Source organism: Azoarcus sp. Soil_N_20, assembly GCF_057656155.1.
The window spans coordinates 97,171-117,654 of the sequence record NZ_JBDGKX010000005.1 but is presented as its reverse complement, the minus strand read 5'-3'; the positions used below and the strand labels follow the sequence as shown (position 1 = coordinate 117,654).

General features: G+C 67.6%; 15 protein-coding genes. 12 read left to right on the top strand and 3 right to left on the bottom strand.

Annotation, left to right across the window (positions count from 1 at the left end):
- Both AC3A35_RS11955 and AC3A35_RS11950 read left to right on the top strand, forming a co-directional pair.
- On the top strand, positions 1-3,523 hold a 3,523-nt coding region (locus tag AC3A35_RS11955), incomplete at its 5' end, for a type I secretion C-terminal target domain-containing protein (RefSeq protein ID WP_487436324.1).
- Between the two features lie 26 nt (positions 3,524-3,549).
- Positions 3,550-3,876, top strand: a complete 327-nt coding sequence (locus AC3A35_RS11950) for a hypothetical protein (protein WP_487436322.1) — start codon at positions 3,550-3,552, stop codon at positions 3,874-3,876.
- A 60-nt stretch (positions 3,877-3,936) separates the two neighbouring features.
- On the opposite strand, the gene AC3A35_RS11945 is transcribed toward AC3A35_RS11950, so the two are convergent.
- Both AC3A35_RS11945 and AC3A35_RS11940 read right to left on the bottom strand, forming a co-directional pair.
- Positions 3,937-5,844, bottom strand: coding sequence for a bifunctional diguanylate cyclase/phosphodiesterase (locus tag AC3A35_RS11945; RefSeq protein ID WP_487436320.1), 1,908 nt, complete (start codon positions 5,842-5,844; stop codon positions 3,937-3,939).
- Positions 5,845-5,887: 43 nt separating this feature from the next.
- The gene (locus AC3A35_RS11940) at positions 5,888-6,598 is read right to left on the bottom strand and encodes a transglutaminase-like cysteine peptidase (protein ID WP_487436319.1); all 711 of its coding nucleotides are present in this window, start codon (positions 6,596-6,598) and stop codon (positions 5,888-5,890) included.
- A 205-nt stretch (positions 6,599-6,803) separates the two neighbouring features.
- Here AC3A35_RS11940 and AC3A35_RS11935 point away from each other — a divergent pair, with 205 nt between their 5' ends.
- The 5 genes from AC3A35_RS11935 to AC3A35_RS11915 all read left to right on the top strand — a co-directional run bounded on the left by AC3A35_RS11935 (position 6,804) and on the right by AC3A35_RS11915 (position 15,014).
- Positions 6,804-8,246 carry a TolC family outer membrane protein gene (locus AC3A35_RS11935; protein WP_487436318.1) on the top strand — a complete coding sequence of 481 codons (1,443 nt, stop codon included), beginning with the start codon at positions 6,804-6,806 and terminating at the stop codon, positions 8,244-8,246.
- 99 nt (positions 8,247-8,345) lie between these two features.
- Positions 8,346-11,810: a hybrid sensor histidine kinase/response regulator gene (locus AC3A35_RS11930; RefSeq protein WP_487436317.1), complete on the top strand. Its 3,465-nt coding sequence runs from the start codon at positions 8,346-8,348 to the stop codon at positions 11,808-11,810.
- On the top strand, positions 11,807-12,772 hold the full coding sequence (locus AC3A35_RS11925; RefSeq protein ID WP_487436316.1) for a response regulator: 966 nt from the start codon (positions 11,807-11,809) through the stop codon (positions 12,770-12,772). The genes AC3A35_RS11930 and AC3A35_RS11925 overlap by 4 nt, the downstream gene beginning before the upstream one ends.
- 239 nt (positions 12,773-13,011) lie before the next feature.
- Positions 13,012-13,875, top strand: a complete 864-nt coding sequence (locus AC3A35_RS11920) for a PEP-CTERM sorting domain-containing protein (RefSeq protein WP_487436315.1) — start codon at positions 13,012-13,014, stop codon at positions 13,873-13,875.
- Positions 13,876-13,982: 107 nt separating this feature from the next.
- A complete protein-coding gene (locus AC3A35_RS11915; RefSeq protein ID WP_487436314.1) occupies positions 13,983-15,014 on the top strand; it encodes an extracellular catalytic domain type 1 short-chain-length polyhydroxyalkanoate depolymerase in 1,032 nt (343 codons plus the stop codon).
- Between the two features lie 21 nt (positions 15,015-15,035).
- Here the strand turns inward: AC3A35_RS11915 and AC3A35_RS11910 are convergent, their stop codons facing one another.
- Positions 15,036-15,410: a VOC family protein gene (locus AC3A35_RS11910; protein WP_487436313.1), complete on the bottom strand. Its 375-nt coding sequence runs from the start codon at positions 15,408-15,410 to the stop codon at positions 15,036-15,038.
- A gap of 259 nt (positions 15,411-15,669) precedes the next feature.
- Between AC3A35_RS11910 and AC3A35_RS11905 the strand changes: the two genes are divergently transcribed.
- The 5 genes from AC3A35_RS11905 to AC3A35_RS11885 all read left to right on the top strand — a co-directional run bounded on the left by AC3A35_RS11905 (position 15,670) and on the right by AC3A35_RS11885 (position 20,381).
- A complete protein-coding gene (locus tag AC3A35_RS11905) occupies positions 15,670-16,227 on the top strand; it encodes an iron transporter (protein ID WP_487436311.1) in 558 nt (185 codons plus the stop codon).
- A gap of 1 nt (position 16,228) precedes the next feature.
- Entirely contained in the window at positions 16,229-17,731 is a 1,503-nt protein-coding gene (locus AC3A35_RS11900) for a carbohydrate porin (RefSeq protein ID WP_487436310.1), read from the top strand.
- 78 nt (positions 17,732-17,809) lie between these two features.
- Complete coding sequence (locus AC3A35_RS11895) at positions 17,810-18,148, top strand: cupredoxin domain-containing protein (RefSeq protein ID WP_487436309.1); 339 nt, start codon at positions 17,810-17,812, stop codon at positions 18,146-18,148.
- Between the two features lie 20 nt (positions 18,149-18,168).
- The gene (locus AC3A35_RS11890) at positions 18,169-18,990 is read left to right on the top strand and encodes an FTR1 family iron permease (protein WP_487436308.1); all 822 of its coding nucleotides are present in this window, start codon (positions 18,169-18,171) and stop codon (positions 18,988-18,990) included.
- The gene (locus AC3A35_RS11885) at positions 18,987-20,381 is read left to right on the top strand and encodes a 4Fe-4S binding protein (protein ID WP_487436307.1); all 1,395 of its coding nucleotides are present in this window, start codon (positions 18,987-18,989) and stop codon (positions 20,379-20,381) included. The genes AC3A35_RS11890 and AC3A35_RS11885 overlap by 4 nt, the downstream gene beginning before the upstream one ends.
- The last annotated feature ends 103 nt before the right edge of the window (positions 20,382-20,484 follow it).

Genomic DNA, 20,484 nt, shown 5'->3' with positions numbered 1-20,484 from the left:
CCCCGAGGGGCTGAGCGGCACCGACAGCGACACCCCGGCGGTGGAGCTGGTCAACGATGCGCCCACGATCGACGTGACGGCCGGCGGCTTCACCGAAGGCAGTGCCGCCGCAGGCGCCGTGGCGGCGACCTACACGGTGGCCGACGCGGACAATACGGACGCCGAACTGGCGGTGGCGTTCACCGCCGGCAGCAACGACGCCGGCTACTACGCGCTGGTCGGCGGGCAGGTGGTGCTCACCCAGGCCGGTGCGGACCAGGTCAATGGCGGTGGCAGCCTGCCGCCGGTGGCACTGACCGTGACCGACCCCGAGGGGCTGAGCGGCACCGACAGCGACACCCCGGCGGTGGAGCTGGTCAACGATGCGCCCACGATCGACGTGATGGCCGGCGGCTTCACCGAAGGCAGTGCTGCCGCAGGCGCCGTGGCGGCGACCTACACGGTGGCCGACGCGGACAATACGGACGCCGAACTGGCGGTGGCGTTCACCGCCGGCAGCAAAGACGCCGGCTACTACGCGCTGGTCGGCGGGCAGGTGGTGCTCACCCAGGCCGGTGCGGACCAAGTCAATGGCGGTGGCAGCCTGCCGCCGGTGGCACTGACCGTGACCGACCCCGAGGGGCTGAGCGGCACCGACAGCGACACCCCGGCGGTGGAGCTGGTCAACGATGCGCCGGAGACGGCTGACACGACCGCTTCGGGCGCGGAGGATGCGGCGGCAATCGCGGTGAGCCTGTCGGGTTCGGACCCGGACGGTACGGTCGATCACTTCGTGGTCAAGAGCCTGCCGGTCAATGGCGTGCTGCAACTCAACGGCGTGACGCTGAACATCGGCGACGAAGTGCCGGCGAGCGCGAACGCAGCCAGCGTCACCTTTGTGCCGGCTGCGGGCTGGAGCGGCGACACCAGCTTCAGCTACGCATCCGTCGACGACCTCGATGCGGAAGATGGCACCCCGGCCACGGCAACGATCAGCGTGACTCCGGCCAATGATCCGCCGGTGTTCGATGGCGAGCGGACGGCCAGCGTTTCGGAGGAGGGATTGCCCGCCGGGGTCGCCGACGCTTCGCCGTCTCCGACGGACACCACGAACAATGTGGTGGCAACCGGCAATTTCGTGGTCGGCGACCTGGATGGCGACGCCCTCTCCCTCAGCTTGACGGCACCGACCGTCACCCTGAGCTCGGACGGTCAGCCGGTGGCCTGGGTGGGTGACGGGACCTCGGTGCTGACCGCGACGAGCGCGGATGGCCGGTCGGTCATGACCGTCAGCATCACCGCTGCCGGTGCTTACACCGTAACGCTGCAGGGTGCGGTGGATCATCCGCTCGTCGGGGTCGAGGATGTGATCGAACTGGCCTTCGGGGTCACCGCAAGCGACGGTTCGGCGACCAGCCACAGCGTGCTCAATGTCCGGATCGAAGACGATGCGCCGGTTGCGGTCAATGACATCGCCAACGTGTCACCTGGAGACCATGTCCACGGCAGCATCCTGGCCAACGATCTGGGTGCGGATCTGCCGGGCAAGGTCGTCAGCGTGGTCCATCAGGGCCAGACCTACACCGCCGGGGCAGACGGAACCATCAGCATCGCCACCGCGACCGGCGTGCTGGTCGTGAGTGAGGACGGCAGTTACGACTTCACCTCGTCCTTGTTCGCCAGCACGGGCGGAGGCGACAGTCTCGCCGCCTGGAGCGACGTCGAACTGACTGCGCTGAATGGCGCCCGCAACGTCGCCGCGCAGAACGAGTTCTACATCAGTAGCGGGGTGCCGGTGGAGACCAATCTCCACAATCTCGTCGGCACGGGGAGCTTCACGGTGACCGCCGATGGCATCGGGGTCGCCGGCGGGCAGGGCAGTGCGCCCTACCTCAACGGCCATCCGACCACGCCCGAAGGGGTACTGGTCGATCTCGGCCACGAGGTGAGCGCGCTGAATGCGAGCTTTTATTCGCAGACCAACGCGAGTGCTTCGTTCAACTGGGCGACGTACAGCGCCCAGGGGCAGCTGCTCGACACCGGTTCCGGACCGATCGCCAGTCCGGGATTCGCCCTGAACGTGGCCAACGAGGGCGGCGAGGCCTTCCGCTACGTCATCTTCTACGGCAACGACAACAGCGCCAACATCAAGGTGCTGCTGGCCGGACTCGATGGCATCCAGTTTGCCGATGTGCAGCCCGAAACCTTCACCTACAACATGGTGGATGCAGATGGTGATCCCGCGTCGGCGACCCTGACCGTGTCCCACGGTGCGCCGACCCCGGTCAATCATGCGCCGCTGGCCGCGATCTCGGCGGTGGCGGGAATGGAAGATGCCGGTTACATCTTCTCGTGGGCCGACTTCAATGTTTCCGATGCCGATTCGGCGGTTTCCGCGCTCGGCATCCAGGTCACCGCGCTGCCCGCCGACGGCACGCTCGAAATGCTCAGTGGCGGAGTGTGGCTGGGCGTCGTGGCGGACCAGGTCATCGCCTATGCCGATATCGCCGCAGGGAACCTGCGCTTCATGCCGGCCCCGAACGCATCCGGCAGCGACGTGTTCGGCGGCTCCGGGGTGGGCAACCTGGAGGCCGATTACGCCCGCTTCTCGTTCAAGCCGACCGACGGACAGGACCTTGGCAATGAGGTGACGATGACGGTCGATATCGCGCCGGTGGCCGACGCGGCATCCTTGTCGATCACGCTGGGGGCGCCGGTACAGGTGATCGTGTCCCCGGGTGCCCCGTTGTCCGGGACCACGCGCTATCCGCTCGCCATCGAAGCCGTGGCAGGGGATGCGGATGGCTCGGAGCAACTCGCCGGCCTGAGCATCGGCGGCCTTCCCGCGGGGGCCGTGCTGCGTGACGGCGACGGCAACGAGTATTCCGGCGGCGGCACGATCGCACTCGATGGCTGGGACCTGTCTTCCCTCACAGTGACGCCCCCGAGCGATTCCGCGACCGATCTTGCGCTGCAGGTGAGCGTGAGTTCGATCGAACCGAACGGCGATGTGGCGCTGACGGTCCGCAGTGTCACGATCGTCGTCGGCGATGCGGACGTGGTCGCGCCCACCGCCGACCTGTCCGGTGGAACGGGCAATGACTGGTTGATCGGCGGCGACGGCAACGATACGCTGGATGCCGGCGCCGGTAACGATCTGCTGTATGGCGGCCTCGGTGCCGATACCTTCGAGTGGGCGTTGGCCGACACCGGCTCCGTCGGGAACCCCGCGTCCGATACCGTGGGAGACTTCACCCTCGGCAGCTTTGCCACCACCGGTGATGCCGATTGCCTCGACCTTGCCGACCTGCTTCAGGGCGAGAGCGCCGGCACCATCGACAACTTCCTCAACATCGAACAGGTCGGCGGCAATACCGTGATCCACGTCAGCAGCGCGGGCGGCTTCGCAGGCGGCGCCTATGTACCGGGCGCCGAGGACCAGACCATCGTGCTGGAGAGTGTGTCGTTCGACAGCGGCTTGAGCAGCCACGACATGATCAACCAGCTGGTTGCCAATGGCCAGCTGCTCATCAGCAACGGCTAATGCGGGTTTCCGGGAGAACGGACGCGATGTATGTGAAGCGTGATGGGAGCGGGCGTATCATCGCCGCGAGTCTCGAGGCGGAGGGCGCGATCAACGAGCGGATCGACGACGGATCGGCAGAATTGCTCGCGTTCGGGCAGAGGGCGGGCAGCGAGGCAACGCTGACCGCATCCGACCTGCGCCTGGTCCGGGTGCTGGAGGATATCGTCGATCTGCTGATCGAGCGCGATGTGATCCGCTTCACCGACCTGCCCGAGCAGGCTCAGCAGAAACTGATGGAACGGCGCTCGTTGCGCGCATCGCTGCGCAGCGGACTGGAACTGCTCGGCGCGGCTGATGACGGCTTGATCTGAGCGGGTCGTGGTGGTCCGGGTGAGGCCTGCGGCGGCGATCACCCGGACGCTTGCTGTCGTTCAACGGATACCGGGACCGGTCATCGCGTCGAAGCCGACATCGCGCAGCATCGCCGCATCTCCGCCTTGTTCCACGCCCTCGGCGATGACCGTCAGCCCGAGTGCGTGCGCCAGCGTGCACAGACTGCGCGCAAATGCCTGATTGCCCGCGTTGCCAGCGAGGTCGCGGACCAGCGAGGCATCGACTTTCAGGTAATCGAGCCCGAGGTCGTGCAGATCGCTCAGCGCACTGAAGTGCGGGCCGGCATGCTCGAGCCCGAGCTTGCAGGCAAGCGGCTTGAGCGCCAGACAGAAGGTACGGAAGTCGGCCTGGTTGCGTGCCGCACTTTGTTCGGGCACTTCCATCCACAGCAGCGGGGCCGCATCCGGTGCCCGCCCGAGCTGGCCGAGAAGGTCGGCGAGGAAGCCGGCGTCGTGGATCGACTGCGACGAAATGTTGACTGCCACCGCTTGCCCGTCGGCGCGAATGAGATCGAGTGCGGCCCGCACCACTGCCCCGTCGATCCGCCCCATCAGCCCGAGACGCACCGCCCACGGCATGAAGTAGCCCACTCCGCGCCATTCACCATCGAGCCGGAGCCGTACCGGCGCCTCGATGTGGACTGTCTTTCCGGCACCGTCGGTGACCGGATAGGTTTCCAGCCTGAGCTCGCCGCGATCGAGCGCGGTGACAATGGCGTCGCGCCATTGCGCCTGATCGCGGCGAGGCTGGGCAAGGCCGGTTCCGGCGTCGATGTGGACCGCGCGTTCGCCGCCGAGCTCGGCCTCGGCCAGCACGGCATCGATCCGGGTCAGCACGGCCCCCGGCGCCTCGCCCGGCGCGTAGCGCGCGGCCGCGATCGGCAGCGGGATCGGGGCGATGCCGTGGGCGCGGCGGTCGACGACCACATGCAGCGCGGCCGCGAAGGTCTCGACCCACTGCGCCAGGTCGGCGACGTCCGGGGTCATGACCGCCAGATCGGTGCCGTTGAGGCGCCCCGCCGCCCACCCGGTGTGGTCGGCCAGCTGATCACGCAGCGCGTCGGCCAGTTCGCACAGCAGGCGGTCCACGAAGTCGCGGCCTTGCGAGCGGTTGAGCTCGGCCAGCCTGCCGACGCGCGCGATCAGCAGCGCGCCGCCGGGCGCCGTGTCGTGGTCCTCGAGCTGCGCGCCGAGCACATTGAGGAACTGACGGCGCTCGAGCAGGCCGGTGAGCGCGTCCTCCTGGGTCTGCTTGCGCAGAATCTCGAGGCGCCGCGCCTCGTCGACCAGCATCAGACGCACCCGATCGGACAGCGCATTCATCGCCCGCACCACCACCCGCAGCTCGGCGGTGGCCGGTTCGGGCGTGGTGATGAAGCGGCGTTCGCCGATCGCTTCGGCCTGCCCGACCAGCTTGCGCAGCGGATGGGTGATGCGCCCCAGCAGCAGGCTGCCGATTGCGCCCGCGGCCGCGGCCATGACCACGAACCACAGCAGCAACTGCCGGATGCTGCTCCACAGCTCGGCATAGGCGTAGCTGGTCTGGCTCTCCAGGGTCAGGGTGGCGAACTGTTGCCAGCCGTCCTGCACATGGGCCACGCCCGGATGGGCCTCGATCGCCGCGAGGCGGACGAACCATGCCGGCACCTCGTCGAGCCGGGGCTCGGCGCTGCGTTCGACCAGGGTGGTGCCGTCGGGGCCGCGCAGACGGATCAGGCGGTAATGGCCGGCGTCGAACTGGGCGGCGACCTGCAGTTCGACCGTCACCGGATCCTTCGGCATCTGCGACAGCGACAGTGCGAGCGCCGTCGCATTGTCGACATTCTTTACATTGAGCTGCTGCTCGAGGTAGCGCTTGGCCGCCAGGGTGCTCACCACCAGACTGCCGCCGAGCGACAGCAGGGTGACCAGGGCGATGGCGATCCACAGTTGCTTGATCAGGGACATGGGCGTGGAACTCCGGGAAAAGTCGGTTCGATCCGGTACGGGCTCATTGCAGTCCTTCGGCGCGCATGCGCTCGATCACGTCGCGCCAGCGCGACAGGCGGGTGGTGGGGTCGGCCGCCGAGGTGGTACCGCCGCCCACCCACAGGCCTTCGTTGTTGAAGCTGAACACGGGAAACAGGTCGGGGCGGCGACCTGCGGGGCGGATCTCGCCGATCAGGTTGTCCAGCACCAGCGGTTCGACGGTGGGGGTCTCGAAGTAGCTCAGCACCATGTGGGCCTGGGTCAGGGTGCTGTCCGCCGCGCCGATGCGGGCGCGCACATAGACGAGCCTGAGCTTTTCCGCCGGCACCTCGAGCAGGCGCAGGGTGATGTACTTGGCGATCGAGAAGTCCTCGCAGTCGCCGGCGCCGCGACCGAGGGTCTCGAGCGGCGTCGCCCAGTAGTCGCTCTGCTGCCACACGACAATGTCGTCCAGGAACCGGGTGCGGCGGTTGAAGAAGGTATTCACCCGGCCGAGCTTTTCGCTGTCGTCCAGGTCGCGTGCCTCGTCCATCATCCGCCGCCACGCCGCCACCGCCTCGCCGCCCGGCGCACCGTAGCGCGAAACCGCGAGCTCCTGCATGCGGTCGAGCTCCGGCGCCGCCACACACAGGCCGATCACCAGGCCGAACAGCAGTGCGACATACCTTCGCACCCGGCCATGACGGCGGGACGGCAGATGCGCCATGGTGCGGGCTGGGGGCGGGAAGGGCATCGGTGCTCGGGTGGTGGACTGGCGCCCATTATCCGGAAACGGGGCCCCCTGTGCTGCCCCGATCGGCTGCGAATCACGGAATATCGTCACAAACGTTGAATTGTGCGCATTTCGCAACGATTCATGCGTATACGATGCGGACTGCTCAGATCGGCTCGAGGCGCCGCACGCCGCAGCCGGCATTTCAGATTGTCCCGGAGAATCCATGAAACGAGTTTGTACCCTGCTGTCGATCGCAGTCCTTGCCGCTCTGCCTGCGGCCGCCCTGGCGACGATGCCCGATGCCCTGCGCGATGCCGCGCGCAAGGCGGTGGTGACCAACCCCGACGTGCAGGCGCGCTGGCATGCTTTCGGTGCGGCAGGGGCGGATCAGGACGCCGCCCGTGGTGGCTACTTCCCGCAGGTCGACCTGAGCACCGGAGTCGGCCGCGAAAGCCAGAAGCGGCCGGATATCTCGACCGATTATTTCACCCATGGCAACGCCACGCTGTCGCTGAACCAGATGGTGTATGACGGCTTCTTTACCCGCAGCGAGGTTTCGCGCCTCGGCTATACACGCCTGGCGCGCTATTACGAAATCATCGACGCCTCCGAGTCTGCCGCGCTCGAGGCCGTCCGTGGCTATGCCGACGTCCTGCGCTATCGCGATCTGGTGGTGCTGGCCAAGCAGAACTATGTCGAACACAAGCAGGTGTATGACCAGATCGGCGAGCGTGCCGGCGCCGGCGTGGGGCGCCGCGTCGACCTCGAGCAGGCGACCGGTCGGCTGGCGCTGGCCGAATCCAATCTGCTGACCGAAGTGTCCAACCTGCACGACGTCAGCAGCCGCTACCTGCGAATCGTGGGCGAGCTGCCGGCCGAGCGCATGCCGACGCTTGGCGAGAGTCTGAACGGCGGAGGGTTGCCAGCCACGGTGAACGACGCGCTGCGCGAAGCCTTCAACACCAGCCCGGTGCTCAATGCCGCGGTCGAGAACGTGCGTGCCGGACAATCGGCGGTCGATACGCGGCGCGCGGCCTACCATCCACGCGTCGACCTTCGCGCCCGGCAGGCGATCGACAACAATCTGGACGGCATCGATGGTCGGTCGCGCGACGGCGTGGTCGAACTGGTCCTGACCTACAACCTGTTCCGCGGTGGCGCGGACAATGCCCGCGTCCGCCAGGCCGCCGAATCGCTCAACCAGGCCAGGGAACTGCGCGAGAAGGCGTGCCGCGACGTGCGCCAGAACCTGTCGATCGCCTGGAACGACGTCCGGCGGCTCGAAGAGCAGTTGCGCTATCTCGATCAGCATCAACTGTCGATCGAGAAGGCGCGCGAAGCCTACCGCCGCCAGTTCGACATCGGCCAGCGCACCCTGCTCGACCTGCTCGACACCGAGAACGAATATTTCCAGGCCCGCCGCGCCTACGTCAATGCTCGCTATGACCGTCTCACCGCCGAGGCCCGCACCCTGGCCGGCATGGGGCATCTGATGCGCACCCTGGAGGTGGCGCGCGAGGATCTGCCGTCGGCCGTGGAAGCCGGGCAGGACCGCATGGGCATCGACATCGCCGACCTGTGCCCGGCCGATGCACCGGCGCCGTTGCAGATCGACAAGGCCGCGCTGCTCGCCGAGACCCTGAAGGAAATGGGCGGCAAGAAGTAGATTGCTGCGGCCGCGCGTGCTCGAACAATGAACGCACCCTCGCCGGAGGGCGCATAGAATGGCGCAACCGCTTCCCGTGTTGCGCCATTCCGACCTTCGATGAACGCCCTCGATCCGCTCGCCGACCCCGCGCCCGCCACCGATCAGCCGGCCGCCCCGCACGACGCTGCGCCGCAACGGGTGGTGAAGATCCGGCGCGATTACAACACCTGGGTCGCCAACGAAACGCTCGAGGACTACGCGCTGCGCTTCACCCCGCGCAGTTTCCGCAAGTGGACCGAGTTCCGGGTCGGCAACACCGCCTTCGGCGCCGCCTCCTTCCTGGTGCTCGAGGCGGTCGGCGCCACCATGCTGGTGGGCTACGGCTTCATCAACAGCTTCTGGGCGATCCTCGCGATCGGCCTGATCATCTTCCTGACCGGCTTGCCGATCAGCCTCTACGCCGCCCGCCACGGCGTGGACATGGACCTGCTGACGAGGGGCTCGGGTTTCGGCTACATCGGCTCGACCATCACCTCGCTGGTGTATGCGTCCTTCACCTTCATCCTGTTCGCGCTCGAGGCGGCGATCATGGCCTACGCGCTGGAGATGGCGCTCGGCATCCCGCCCGCATGGGGCTACCTGATCTGCGCGCTGGTGGTGATCCCGCTGGTGACCCACGGCATCACCGTGATCAGCAAGCTGCAGACCCTGACCCAGCCGCTTTGGCTGTTCCTGCTCGCGCTGCCCTTCTTCTTCGTGTTGCGCGAGGACCCGACCGTGCTCGCCGGCCTGTGGCAGTACCCCGGGGTGGACGGCAAGGGCGGCGCCTTCGATCTGCACCTGTTTGCCGGCGCGATGACGGTCGGCATCGCACTGATCACGCAGATGGGCGAGCAGGCCGACTACCTGCGCTTCATGCCCGCGCGCACCGAGCAGAACCGCTGGCGCTGGCTGTTCGGCGTAGTGCTGGGCGGGCCGGGGTGGGTGCTGATCGGGGTGGTGAAGATGCTCGGCGGCGCGCTGCTGGCGTGGATGCTGTTGCGCAACGGCATGTCGGCGGCACGGGCGGTCGACCCCAACCAGATGTATCTGCTCGGCTTTTCGGCGGTGTTCGACAGCGCGCTGGGGGCGATGGTGGTGACCGCGCTGTTTGTCATCGTGTCGCAGTTGAAGATCAACGTCACCAACGCCTACGCCGGTTCGCTGGCGTGGTCGAACTTCTTCTCGCGCCTGACCCACAGCCATCCGGGGCGGGTGGTGTGGGTGGTGTTCAACATCCTGATCGCGCTGCTGCTGATGGAGATGAACGTGTTCCAGGCGCTCGGTCAGGTGCTCGGGCTGTACTCCAACATCGCCATCTCGTGGATGGTGGCGGTGGTCGCCGACCTGGTGATCAACAAGCCGCTCGGGCTGTCGCCGCCCGGGATCGAGTTCAAGCGCAGTCACCTGTACGACATCAACCCGGTCGGGGTGGGGGCGATGCTGATCGCCTCGGTGCTGTCGGTGAGCACCTTCATCGGCCTGTTCGGCCCGGTGCTGCAACCCTTCGCCCCCTTCATCGCGCTCGGGGTGGCGCTGGTGGCCTCGCCGCTGATCGCCTGGCTCACCGCTGGCCGGTACTATCTGGCGCGCGCCCCCGAACCGGTGCACACCGCGGGCAAGGCCTGGGTGGCGACGCGCAAGTGCTGCATCTGCGGCCAGCGTTTCGAGCCCGAGGACACCAGCCACTGTCCGGCCTACCAGGGCACCATCTGTTCGCTGTGCTGTTCGCTCGACGCGCGCTGCGGCGATCAGTGCAAGCCGCACGCGCGGCTGTCGGCGCAGTGGTCGGGGGTGTTGCACAGGGTCCTGCCGAAGTCGCTGCAGCCCTACCTCGACGCCGGTCTCGGCCACTATCTGTTGCTGATCACCGGGATCACCGCCTTTCTCGCGCTGCTGCTGGGCACGCTGTACTACCACGAGATCCTCGCGCGCGGCCCCGCGGCCGCCGCCGGCGACCTGAAAGGCGTGCTGATCAAGACTTTCGCCGCGCTGTTCCTGATGAGCGGCATCGGCGCCTGGTGGATGGTGCTGACCCACAAGAGCCGTCAGGTGGCGCAGGAGGAGTCGAACCGCCAGACCCGGCTGCTGATGCAGGAGATCGAGTCGCACCGGCGCACCGACGAGCAGCTGCAGAACGCGCGCCGCATCGCCGAGCAGGCCAACCAGGCCAAGAGCCGCTACGTGACCTCGATCAGCCACGAGCTGCGCACGCCGCTCAACAGCATTCTCGGCTACGCCCAGATCCTCGACGGCGATCCCGCGATCCCGCCCCACCGCCAGCAAGCGGTGGGCGTGATCAAGCGCAGCGGCGAGCACCTGCTGTCGCTGATCGAGGGCACTCTCGACATCGCCCGCATCGAGGGTGGCAAGTTCGCGCTCGACATGCGCCCGCTCGCTTTCCCCGACTTCGTTCGCCAGCTGACCGCCATGTTCGAGCTGCAGGCGCGCAACAAGGGCCTGGGTTTTCGCTTCGAGACCATCGGCACCCTGCCGGAAGTGGTGCGCGCCGACGAGAAGCGCTTGCGCCAGATCCTGATCAACATCATCGGCAACGCGATCAAGTTCACCGCGCGCGGCACGGTGCAGCTGCGCCTCACCTACCGCCGCGAGATGGCCCTGTTCGAAGTCGAGGACAGCGGGCCGGGCATACCGGCGGAGGAGATCGCCCACATCTTCGAGCCCTTTGCCCGCGGCAGCAGCGCACGCGGCGGCACCACCACCGGTACCGGGCTGGGGCTGACGATCAGCAAGATGCTCACCGACCTGATGGGTGGCGAGCTCACCGTGGACAGCCGGCCGGGCGAGGGCAGCGTGTTCCGCGTTCGCCTGTTCCTGCCGCAACTGCACGACACCCAGGCCGCCGAGGCCCTGCCACGCATCCGGCGCATCGGCTACAAGGGCGTGCGCCGGCGCATCCTCACCGTGGACAATGAGCGCGTCGATCGCGAACTGCTGGTGAACGTGCTCGAACCGCTCGGTTTCGAGGTCGCCCAGGCGGAGTCCGGCCACGATTGTCTCGACCTGGTGCCGCGTTTCCGTCCGCACCTGATTTTCATGGATCTGGCAATGCCCGGCATCGATGGCTGGGAAACCATCCGCCGCCTGCGCGCGTCCGGGCTGGACGACGCGCCGCTGGCGATCATCTCGGCCAATGCCTTCGACAAGGGGCTGGACAACGACCTCGGAATCGATGCCGGCGACTTCATCCTCAAGCCGATTCGGGTCGATGAGCTGCTCGACTGGATCGGCCGGCGCCTGCAGCTCGAGTGGGTGTGGGCGGATTCGCCCGATGCCGTCCTGGTGCCCGCCCCGCAAGCCGCGGTGGCACGGCTGGTGCTGCCGCCCGAGGCCGAGCTGCGCGCGCTCGACGAGCTGATCGAACTGGGCTTCCTGCGCGGCATCCTGACCAAACTGGCCGAGATCGAGCGCTCCGACCCGGTGCACGGCGAGTTCGTCCGCGTGCAGCGCGACCTGGCGCGCCAGTTCCAGTTCGAGGCGATGGGCGAGATACTGCGTCGCAAGGATCCGCCCGCATCATGACGCCGCCCCTGTCCGCTGCCGATCCCGCCGCCGCTGCCGCCGGTATCGTGCTGATCGTCGACGACGTGCCGGAAAACCTCGCGCTGCTGCACGACGCGCTCGACGAGGCCGGCTATCTCGTGCTCGTCGCCACCAATGGCGAGAGTGCGCTCGCGCGCGCCCGCCAGAGTCTGCCCGACGTGGTCCTGCTCGACGCGCTGATGCCGGGCATGGACGGCTTCGAGGTCGCGCGTCGGCTCAAGGCCGACTTTGCCACCCGTGCGATTCCGCTGATCTTCATGACCGGTCTGACCGAGACCGAGCACGTCGTCGCCGCCTTCGCCGCCGGCGGCGCCGACTACGTGACCAAGCCGATCAAGCCGGCCGAGGTGCTCGCCCGCATTGCCGCCCATGTGCAGAACGCGCGCCAGATGAAACAGGCGCGAAGCGCGCTCGACGCCTTCGGCCAGGCCACGGTGGCGGTACGCGCGCACGACGGCAGGCTGGTGTGGCAGACGCCCCTCGCGCGCCAGCTGATCGGGCGCTGGTTCGATGCCACCCGCAGCGAGCCGAGCGAGTTCGCCCCGCCGCGCCTGCTCGACTGGATACTCGCCGCCGAACTGGCGCGCCGCGAACGCCGCGACGTGCCGGCGCTGGTCGCGGTGGACGGCCAGCGTCGCCTGCTCGCCTCCTTCCACGACCAGACCGGCGACGAAGAGTGGCTGGTGGTGTTGCGCGAGGAGAACGACGCCAGCGCGATCGAAGCCCTGATCACCGCCTTCCGCCTCACCACCCGCGAGGCCGAGGTGCTGTATTGGGTGATCCGCGGCAAGACCAACCGCGACATCGGCGAGATCCTCGGCTCCAGTCCGCGCACCGTGCATAAGCACCTCGAACACGTGTTCGAGAAGCTCGGGGTGGAAACCCGCACCGCGGCGGCATCGATGGCGATGGCGAGGTTGCGCGCCACCGGTGACGGCTAGTCGCTGACCCTCGTCCCCTTCCGGTTTCACGTCACCAGGGTCGAAGAACGCGGCGCGGAGTGTCGGATATTTTTACAGTTTGCGTGCGACGTTATGCGATTTTGGCGATGTTATCCGAAATAGCGACAATAAAGTGTTGAAAATAATATAAAGACAATATTCGACTTAGACTTGGCATTGAAAGTGCTTATCAGCTCCATATGCTCAGTCCGGTTGGTGTCTGGTGAAACCAGCGTTTCATGGATACGAATCGGCGGCCTGCCTTCTGTATTCAATGCCCATGGGGAAAAATCATGAACAGGAAACTCATAGCACTCGCGATTCTGGCCTTGTCGGCGCAGGCAAACGCAGCCCAGATCCTCGTAACCCAGTTCGATTTCCAGTTCAACGGCGTCGATGTCTATCAGCAGATGGCCGCCAATCTCGCCGCGGAGGGCCATACCGTGGATGTGGTCGACTCGAAAACCGGTGGCAGTCTGGCGGCGGCGCTCACTGCGAAGGCCTATGACCAGGTGTATCTGTGGGACCTCACCGCGTCCCTGTACCTGAACGCCACCGATACCTCGGCGCTGAGTACGTTCTGGAACGCGCACAGCGGCCTGGTCGTGGATACCCGGTCCTATGGCTACTACTTTCAAGGTGCAAACGGCTCGGAAGTCGCCTTGCTGCAGAATGTCGCCAGCAATTTTCTGCTGACCGGCGGCGGCGTCTGGGTCGGCACCGACCACGATGCCGAGTGGACCAAGAACGGAAACGCCTTCCTGGCCGCAATCGGGGTCAATACCGTTACTGGCAGTTTCAGTGATCCGGTTAATTTTGCCGATCCCTCTTCGGTCCTGCTGGACAGTGTCACACCCACGGATCTTTGGGCAGCAGGTCAGACGGTCGGCGAAGCGCCGATCGGCGTCCAACCCAACGGCATCGAGATGTTCATTCACTTCGGCCATACCCGCCAGGATGGCAGCGTGCTGCCTTACATCTCTGCCAGCTTCCCGCTCGAAGGGCCGCAACCGCCCACCGGCGTTCCCGAACCCGCGTCGCTCGCGTTGCTGGGCATCGGGCTGGCGGGTCTGGGCGCCGTACGCCGCCGCAACAGAACTTGATTCCGGCGTGCGGGCTCGACAAAATGGCGGCCAGTGGGCGCCATTTTGTTGGCGGTCGAGGCGATCGTGAGACCGCTTCCCGATCCGCCTGGCCTGCGAGCATGCCCATGACACGCCGCATCCGTTCGTTCCTTGTGTTTGTCCTGTTCGCCTGCGGCGTCGCCTTCGTGTCGCCACCGGCGGCCGCCCAGGACGGGGCCATCCGCCAGCGGCTCAAGGAGCGCCTGACCGAGCGCCAGCAGCAGAAGGCGCGCGCCGCGGCGGACCCGACTGCCGCTTCCGCGATCACCGGACCGGGCGATTACCGGTTCACGCTCGAGCACGCCGGGCTGACGCGGATGTACCGGGTGCACGTGCCGGCCAGGTACGACCCGGCACGGCCGGTGCCACTGCTGGTCGCACTGCACGGCGGTGGTGGCAGCATGGACTATCAGGCCAACGACGCCTACTACGGTCTGATCACCAAGTCGGAGCGCGAAGGTTTTGTTGCGGTTTTTCCCAATGGCTACAGCAAGCTCGAGAGCGGCAAGCTGGCGACCTGGAATGCCGGCAACTGTTGCGGCGGTGCGCGCGACCAGAACGTCGACGACGTCGGCTTCATCCGCGCGCTCCTTGCCCAGCTGGCCCGTCGGATCACCGTGGACCCCGACCGCGTTTTCGCCGCCGGCATGTCGAACGGCGGCATGATGGCCTATCGGCTGGCGTGCGAGATGCCCGAGGTGTTCACGGCGATCGCGGCCGTGGCCGGCACCGACAACACGCGCAGCTGCAAGCCGGGGCAGCCGGTGTCGATCCTGCACATCCACGCCCGCAACGATACCCACGTGCTGTTCGGCGGCGGGGCCGGTCCCGATGGACCCCGCCCGTCGGCGGTCACCGACTACACCTCGGTCGCGGATACGGTTGCCGGCTGGGTACGGTTGAATGGCTGTGGCGCCACCCCGAGGCGCACCCTCGAGCGGGCAGGCGCCTACTGCGAGGTGTATTCGTCGTGTAGGGGCGGCGCCGAGGTCCAGCTGTGCGTCACCGACAGCGGTGGCCACTCGTGGCCGGGCGGACACAAACCGCGTGGCGATGAACCGCCCTCGCAGGCGATCTCGGCCAACGACGTGATGTGGGACTTTTTCAAACGGCGGTGAACATCGGGCCGGCGCCGGCCGCTATGCAGGCTCGCGCGCAGAGCAGAACCACAGCTTGTTGCCTTCGCTGTCGACAAAGCTGCCGACCAGAAAATCGTCATAGACCGCAACCGGATCTCCGATTGCAACGCCGCTGGCGCGCAGTTCGGTCTCGGTGCGACCGGCGTGGGTCGTCTCCAGCGTGATACGTGGATTGAGGGTCGCGCACGGCTCCGCGGCACCGTCGTCCTTGAGCATGAAGATGGTCGACCCGAGTCGGTAGCCGACGCACTCGTCGCCCTCGAATGCCGGTGGCCAGCCCAGCGTCTCGCCGTAGAAACGGTGGGCACGCGCGCGATTCGCAACGGCGAGCGCGACCACCTTGAGTTTCACGAAGCCGAATCTCGCACTGTCCATGGTTCGTCCTCCTCTGTGCGTCGGGGTCTGCGGGCATCCTTTCGTGGTCGGTCTGCCGTCACCGCAGGCGTAACGCTTCAAGCATAGACCAGCGCAGCATTGCCGCGGGAGCGGCGGGCACACCGCCCACCGGAGCGCGGGCACGACAAATTAAATTGCGAATAGTTCGCATTAAGCTTATCATCCCTGCCAATCCTGAATGCTTCACCAGCATCCAAAGCCGTTCTCACTTCAATCTCGCTCCCGAAAGGAATTGCATATGCCCCGTTTTCCGCTCCGCGCCCTGACCGTCGGCGCCCTGGCCTGCCTGTCGTTCGCCGCGCACGCCCTCGAATATCCCATCGGCACACCGCAGCAACGCTACGGCATGGAGATCGCGGCGGTGTACCTGCAGCCGGTCGACATGGAGCCGGACGGGATGATGCGCAAGGCGGCCGATTCGGATATCCACATCGAAGCCGATATCCGGGCCCTCGCCAATAATCCCAACGGCTTCGAGGAGGGTTCGTGGATTCCTTACCTGACGGTCAAGTTCGAGATCGAGAAGATCGGCGGTGACTGGAAGCAGTCCGGCACCTTCATGCCGATGGTGGCGAACGACGGCCCGCACTATGGCGACAACATCAAGCTCGCGGGGCCCGGCAAGTACCGGGTGAAATATACCATCCTGCCGCCGGGGGCCGAGGCCCAGGGTGGCCACGGCCAGCATTTCGGCCGCCACACCGACCGCGCCACCGGCGTGCGGCCGTGGTTCAAGGCGTTCGAGACCGAGAACGACTTCACCTACGTCGGCATCGGCAAGAAGGGCGGGTACTGACATGGCCACGCCCGCGCTATTGCGCACCGGACTTGCGATCGCGGTGTTCGGGGTGGCAGGCGGGGTCTCTGCCGCCAGTCCCCAGGATGCGTTGCTCGTCGAACTCAGGCGGCTAGCCGAGCGCGTCGACCGACTCGAGAAGCGCAACGCCGAACTCGAGCAGAGGCTTGCGCAACCCGCCGCCGCGGGCCTCGCCAACCGGGTCGCGGCGCTCGAGCAACAGAACAGCGAACTCGCCACAAGCCTCGACAGCGATCGCATCAGCGATCGCGAGCCGGAACTGGTGACCCGCCTGAAGGCGGTCGAGACCCTGGCCGACGCGAACCGCAGTCGCAGCGGCGTGCTCGACGCGCTCGAGGGCATTGCGGTCGAAGGCAGCGTGCTCGCGGTGGCGCAGCACGTCAATGGCGGGGCGCGGACCAACGACAACGCCGAGAGTCAGCTCAACTGGCGCGGCGACATCGAGGTCAGCCTGCCCGGCGGCGACATCGGCAGCGCGAGCGGCCAGTTCTTCGCCCATGTGCGGCTCGGCCAGGGCGAGAGCTTCAGCAAGCTGCGCCCGACTTTCACCGGCGCGCTCAATTCGACCGCGTTCCAGCTCGGCAATCCGGACGGCGAGCGCAACGGTGCCAACAGCACCGCACTGCTGGCGCAAGCCTGGTACCAGCTCGACGTACCGCTGGGCGGACACGCGACCACGTCGAAGCATCATCTCGCGCTTACCGTCGGCAAGATCGACCCGTTCGGCTTCTTCGACCAGAACGCGATCGCCGACGACGAGGGCGAACGCTTCCTCAACAACGTCTTCGTGCATAACCCGATGATCGACTCCGGCGGCGCCCTGGGGGCCGACGACTACGGCTTCTCGCCCGGCGCCCGCGTTGCCTTCCACAGCGATGCGGCCAAGCCCGACGTGTGGACGGCCTCGGTCGGGGTGTTCGCTGCGGGAGACGGGGCGAGCTTCGGTGACGCGCCGCACAAGCCCTTCGTGATCGGTCAGGTCGAGTTCGGCACCAAGCTGTTCGGCGGGCTGGACGGGACCTACCGCGCGTATGGCTGGCGCAACGGCCAGTACGAGGGCTACGATGGCTCGACCGATGGCACCACCGGCTGGGGGTTGAGCGTCGATCAGCGCGTGAGTGAGGATCTCACCCTGTTCGGGCGCTATGGCGACGGCACCTCGGGCAAGACCGCGTTCGACCGCACGCTCACGCTCGGCGGCGAACTCACCGGCAATGCCTGGGGCCGCGGTGCCGACGGCCTCGGCTTCGCCTGGGGCTGGCTGCGCGCGAGCAGCGGGTTCCGCCGCGACACGGCGGCCGACCCGACGCTGACCGGATTTGCCGCGAACGGTGCGGAACAGGTCGCCGAGCTCTACTACCGCTGGCACGTGAACGACCAACTCGCCCTCACCCCGGACCTGCAGCACGTGCGCCGTGCGTCGGCCGATCGCGACGCGAAGTCCATCACGGCAGTGGGGGTACGCGCCCTGTATGCGTTCTGAACCTCGTCCATCCTTCTCCGCCCCGTCCGGCCCCAATGCCCGGCGGGGCTTTTTGTGCTTTTTGCGCCGGAGCCGTTCATGACCTATCCGACTTCACTGGCCGCCCTGCTGTGTGCCGCCGCGCTCGCCCAGCCCGGTGCGGCACACGCCGATCTGCCGACCGTCGCGCTCGTTGCCGAGGATGGCCGCTTCACCCCCGACACCCTCGAAGTGCCGGCCAACACCCGCTTCCGTCTGCAGGTGACCAACCGCAATGCCGGGCCCGAGGAGTTCGAGACCTCCAGCCCGTTCAAGGAGCTGGTGGTGGCACCCGGGGTCACCCGGACCACCGTCTTCCCGCCGCTGAAGCCGGGCGAGTATCCGTTCTTCGGCGAATTCCACCCCGATACCGCCAAAGGGCGGCTGATCGCCAGATAGCGTCCACACGGAGTTCGATCATGGGCAATGCCTTGTTCATCGTCTGGCGCGAGAGCGTCGAAGCCATCCTCGTGGTGGGGATCCTGTACGCATGGATCCGCACCCACGGCGACGGCCGCATCACGCCCCGCCACCTGTGGGCCGGCGTGGCCGGCGGGCTGGTGCTCGCCGGCGCACTCGCCGCCGCCATGCTCGGCGTGCAGGGTCAGCTCGCGGGCGCTGCACTGGACGCGTTCCAGGCCGGCATCGTGCTCGTTGCCGCGGTGCTCGTCACCCACATGGTGTTGTGGATGCGGCGTCACGCCCGCCACCTGCGGCGTGATCTCGAAGCGGGGCTGGCGCGTGCCGCGGACAGCGCCGGCGGCTTCTCCGCGGCCTTGCTTGCGGCGCTCGCGGTGGGCCGCGAAGGCGCCGAGACCGTCCTGTTCCTGTACGGCCTCGGCATGGAGCGCAGCGGCGGCGAGCTCGGCGCCATGTTCGCCGGCGCCGGGCTGGGCTTCGCCCTCGCGCTCGTCACCGCCGCGCTGATCCAGCGCGGCTCGAAGCTGCTGTCGCCGCGCACATTCTTCCGCATCACCGAGGCGCTGTTGCTGCTGCTCGCGGCGGGGCTGGTGGTGGCCGGGGTCGAGCGCCTGATCGACATGGAATGGTTGCCGCCGCTGATCGAGCCGGTATGGGACAGCTCCGCGCTGCTCGACGACGGCAGCACAGCCGGCAAGCTCGCCAGCGCCTTCGCCGGCTATCGCGCACGACCCGCGCTGACCGTGCTGGCGGCGTGGCTCGGCTACTGGATGCTGGTGAGCTGGCTCGCGCGCGAGCGTCCGGCGCGGAGCGCGCCATGAGCGGCTGCACGCAGGTGGTGTCCGCCCCGCGGACGCCGTGGATCGAGCGGCTGGGCGAGGCCATGCGCCGCCACCGCGGGGTCATCGTCGGCGTGCAGTGGGGGGTGCTGGTCGCCTATCTGGTTCTCGTCGTCACCCCGGCCTTCCTGCCGCTCCCGGAAACCGGCGCCCATCTGTGGGACAACCTCACGCTGTTCGCCCAGTTTGCGTTCTGGGGCGTCTGGTGGCCCTTCGTGCTGCTGTCGATGCTGTTCATGGGGCGGGTGTGGTGCGGCGTGCTGTGCCCGGAGGGTTTCGTCTCCGAGCAGGCGAGCCGCTTCGGCCTGGGGCGGCCGGTGCCGCGCTGGCTGAAGTGGGGGGGCTGGCCGTTCGTTGCCTTCCTCGCCACCACCGTGTACGGCCAGTTGGTGAGCGTCTATGAGTACCCGCAGGCGGCGCTGCTGGTGCTGGGCGGTTCGACCGTGGCAGCGATCGCGGTCGGCCTCGTGTATGGCCGCGGAAAGCGCGTGTGGTGCCGCCACCTGTGCCCGGTGAGCGGCGTGTTCGGCCTGCTGGCGCGGTTTGCGCCGGTGCATTTCCGCACCGACCGGGCGCGCTGGGAGGCGGCGGTCGGCTCGCCGGCGGCCCCGGTGAACTGTGCCCCGCTGCTTGACCTGCGGCGCATGCAGAGCGCCGCGCCGTGCCACATGTGCGGGCGCTGCAGCGGCCATCGCGACGCGATCGGCCTCGCCGTACGCGCGCCCGGCAGCGAACTCGCGCAGCTCGGCGACGCCGACGTCGAGCGCTGGGAAGTGCGTCTGCTGGTGTTCGGCCTGATCGGCACCGCGATCGGTGCCTTCCAGTGGTCGGCCTCGCCGTGGTTCGTGCACGCCAAGTTGGCAATCGCTGAATGGCTGATCGATGGCGAGCACTTCGCGCTCCTCGACGACGACATCCCGTGGTGGCTGCTGACCCATTATCCGCAGGCGAACGATGTGTTCACCTGGCTCGACGGGATGATGATCCTCGGCTACATCGGGGCTGCCGCGCTCGTCGTGGGGGGCTGGGTGAGTCTGTGGCTGCGGGTCGCGGGCCGCCTGCTGGGCGAGCCGCAAGCGCACCTGCGGCTCGCCTACGCGCTGGTGCCGCTGGCCGGGGTCGGCCTCTTTCTCGGTCTGTCGGGGCTCACCGTCACGCTGCTGAGCGCCGAAGGGGTGGTGATCCCGCAGTTGGGCGCGCTGCGCGCGGCGCTTCTCGCGCTCGGTGCGGCGGGCAGCCTGTGGCTGCTCGGACGGCAAATCGCCGCCACCGCCGCGGTGGCCCGTGGCGGGCGACCGGGTGCGTTCGGCGCCGGCGCGGCCGCGATCGCCGGCGCGGTGCTGCCGTGGGTGCTGATGTACTTCGTCTGGTAGCGGCAGGCCGCATCAGGCGGCGCGGATCCTTTGTCGCGCCGAACGCACGGTTCAACGCGGAGTCGAACGGAGTCCTGCGCCGCCGTGATGCGGCCTGCCCGTG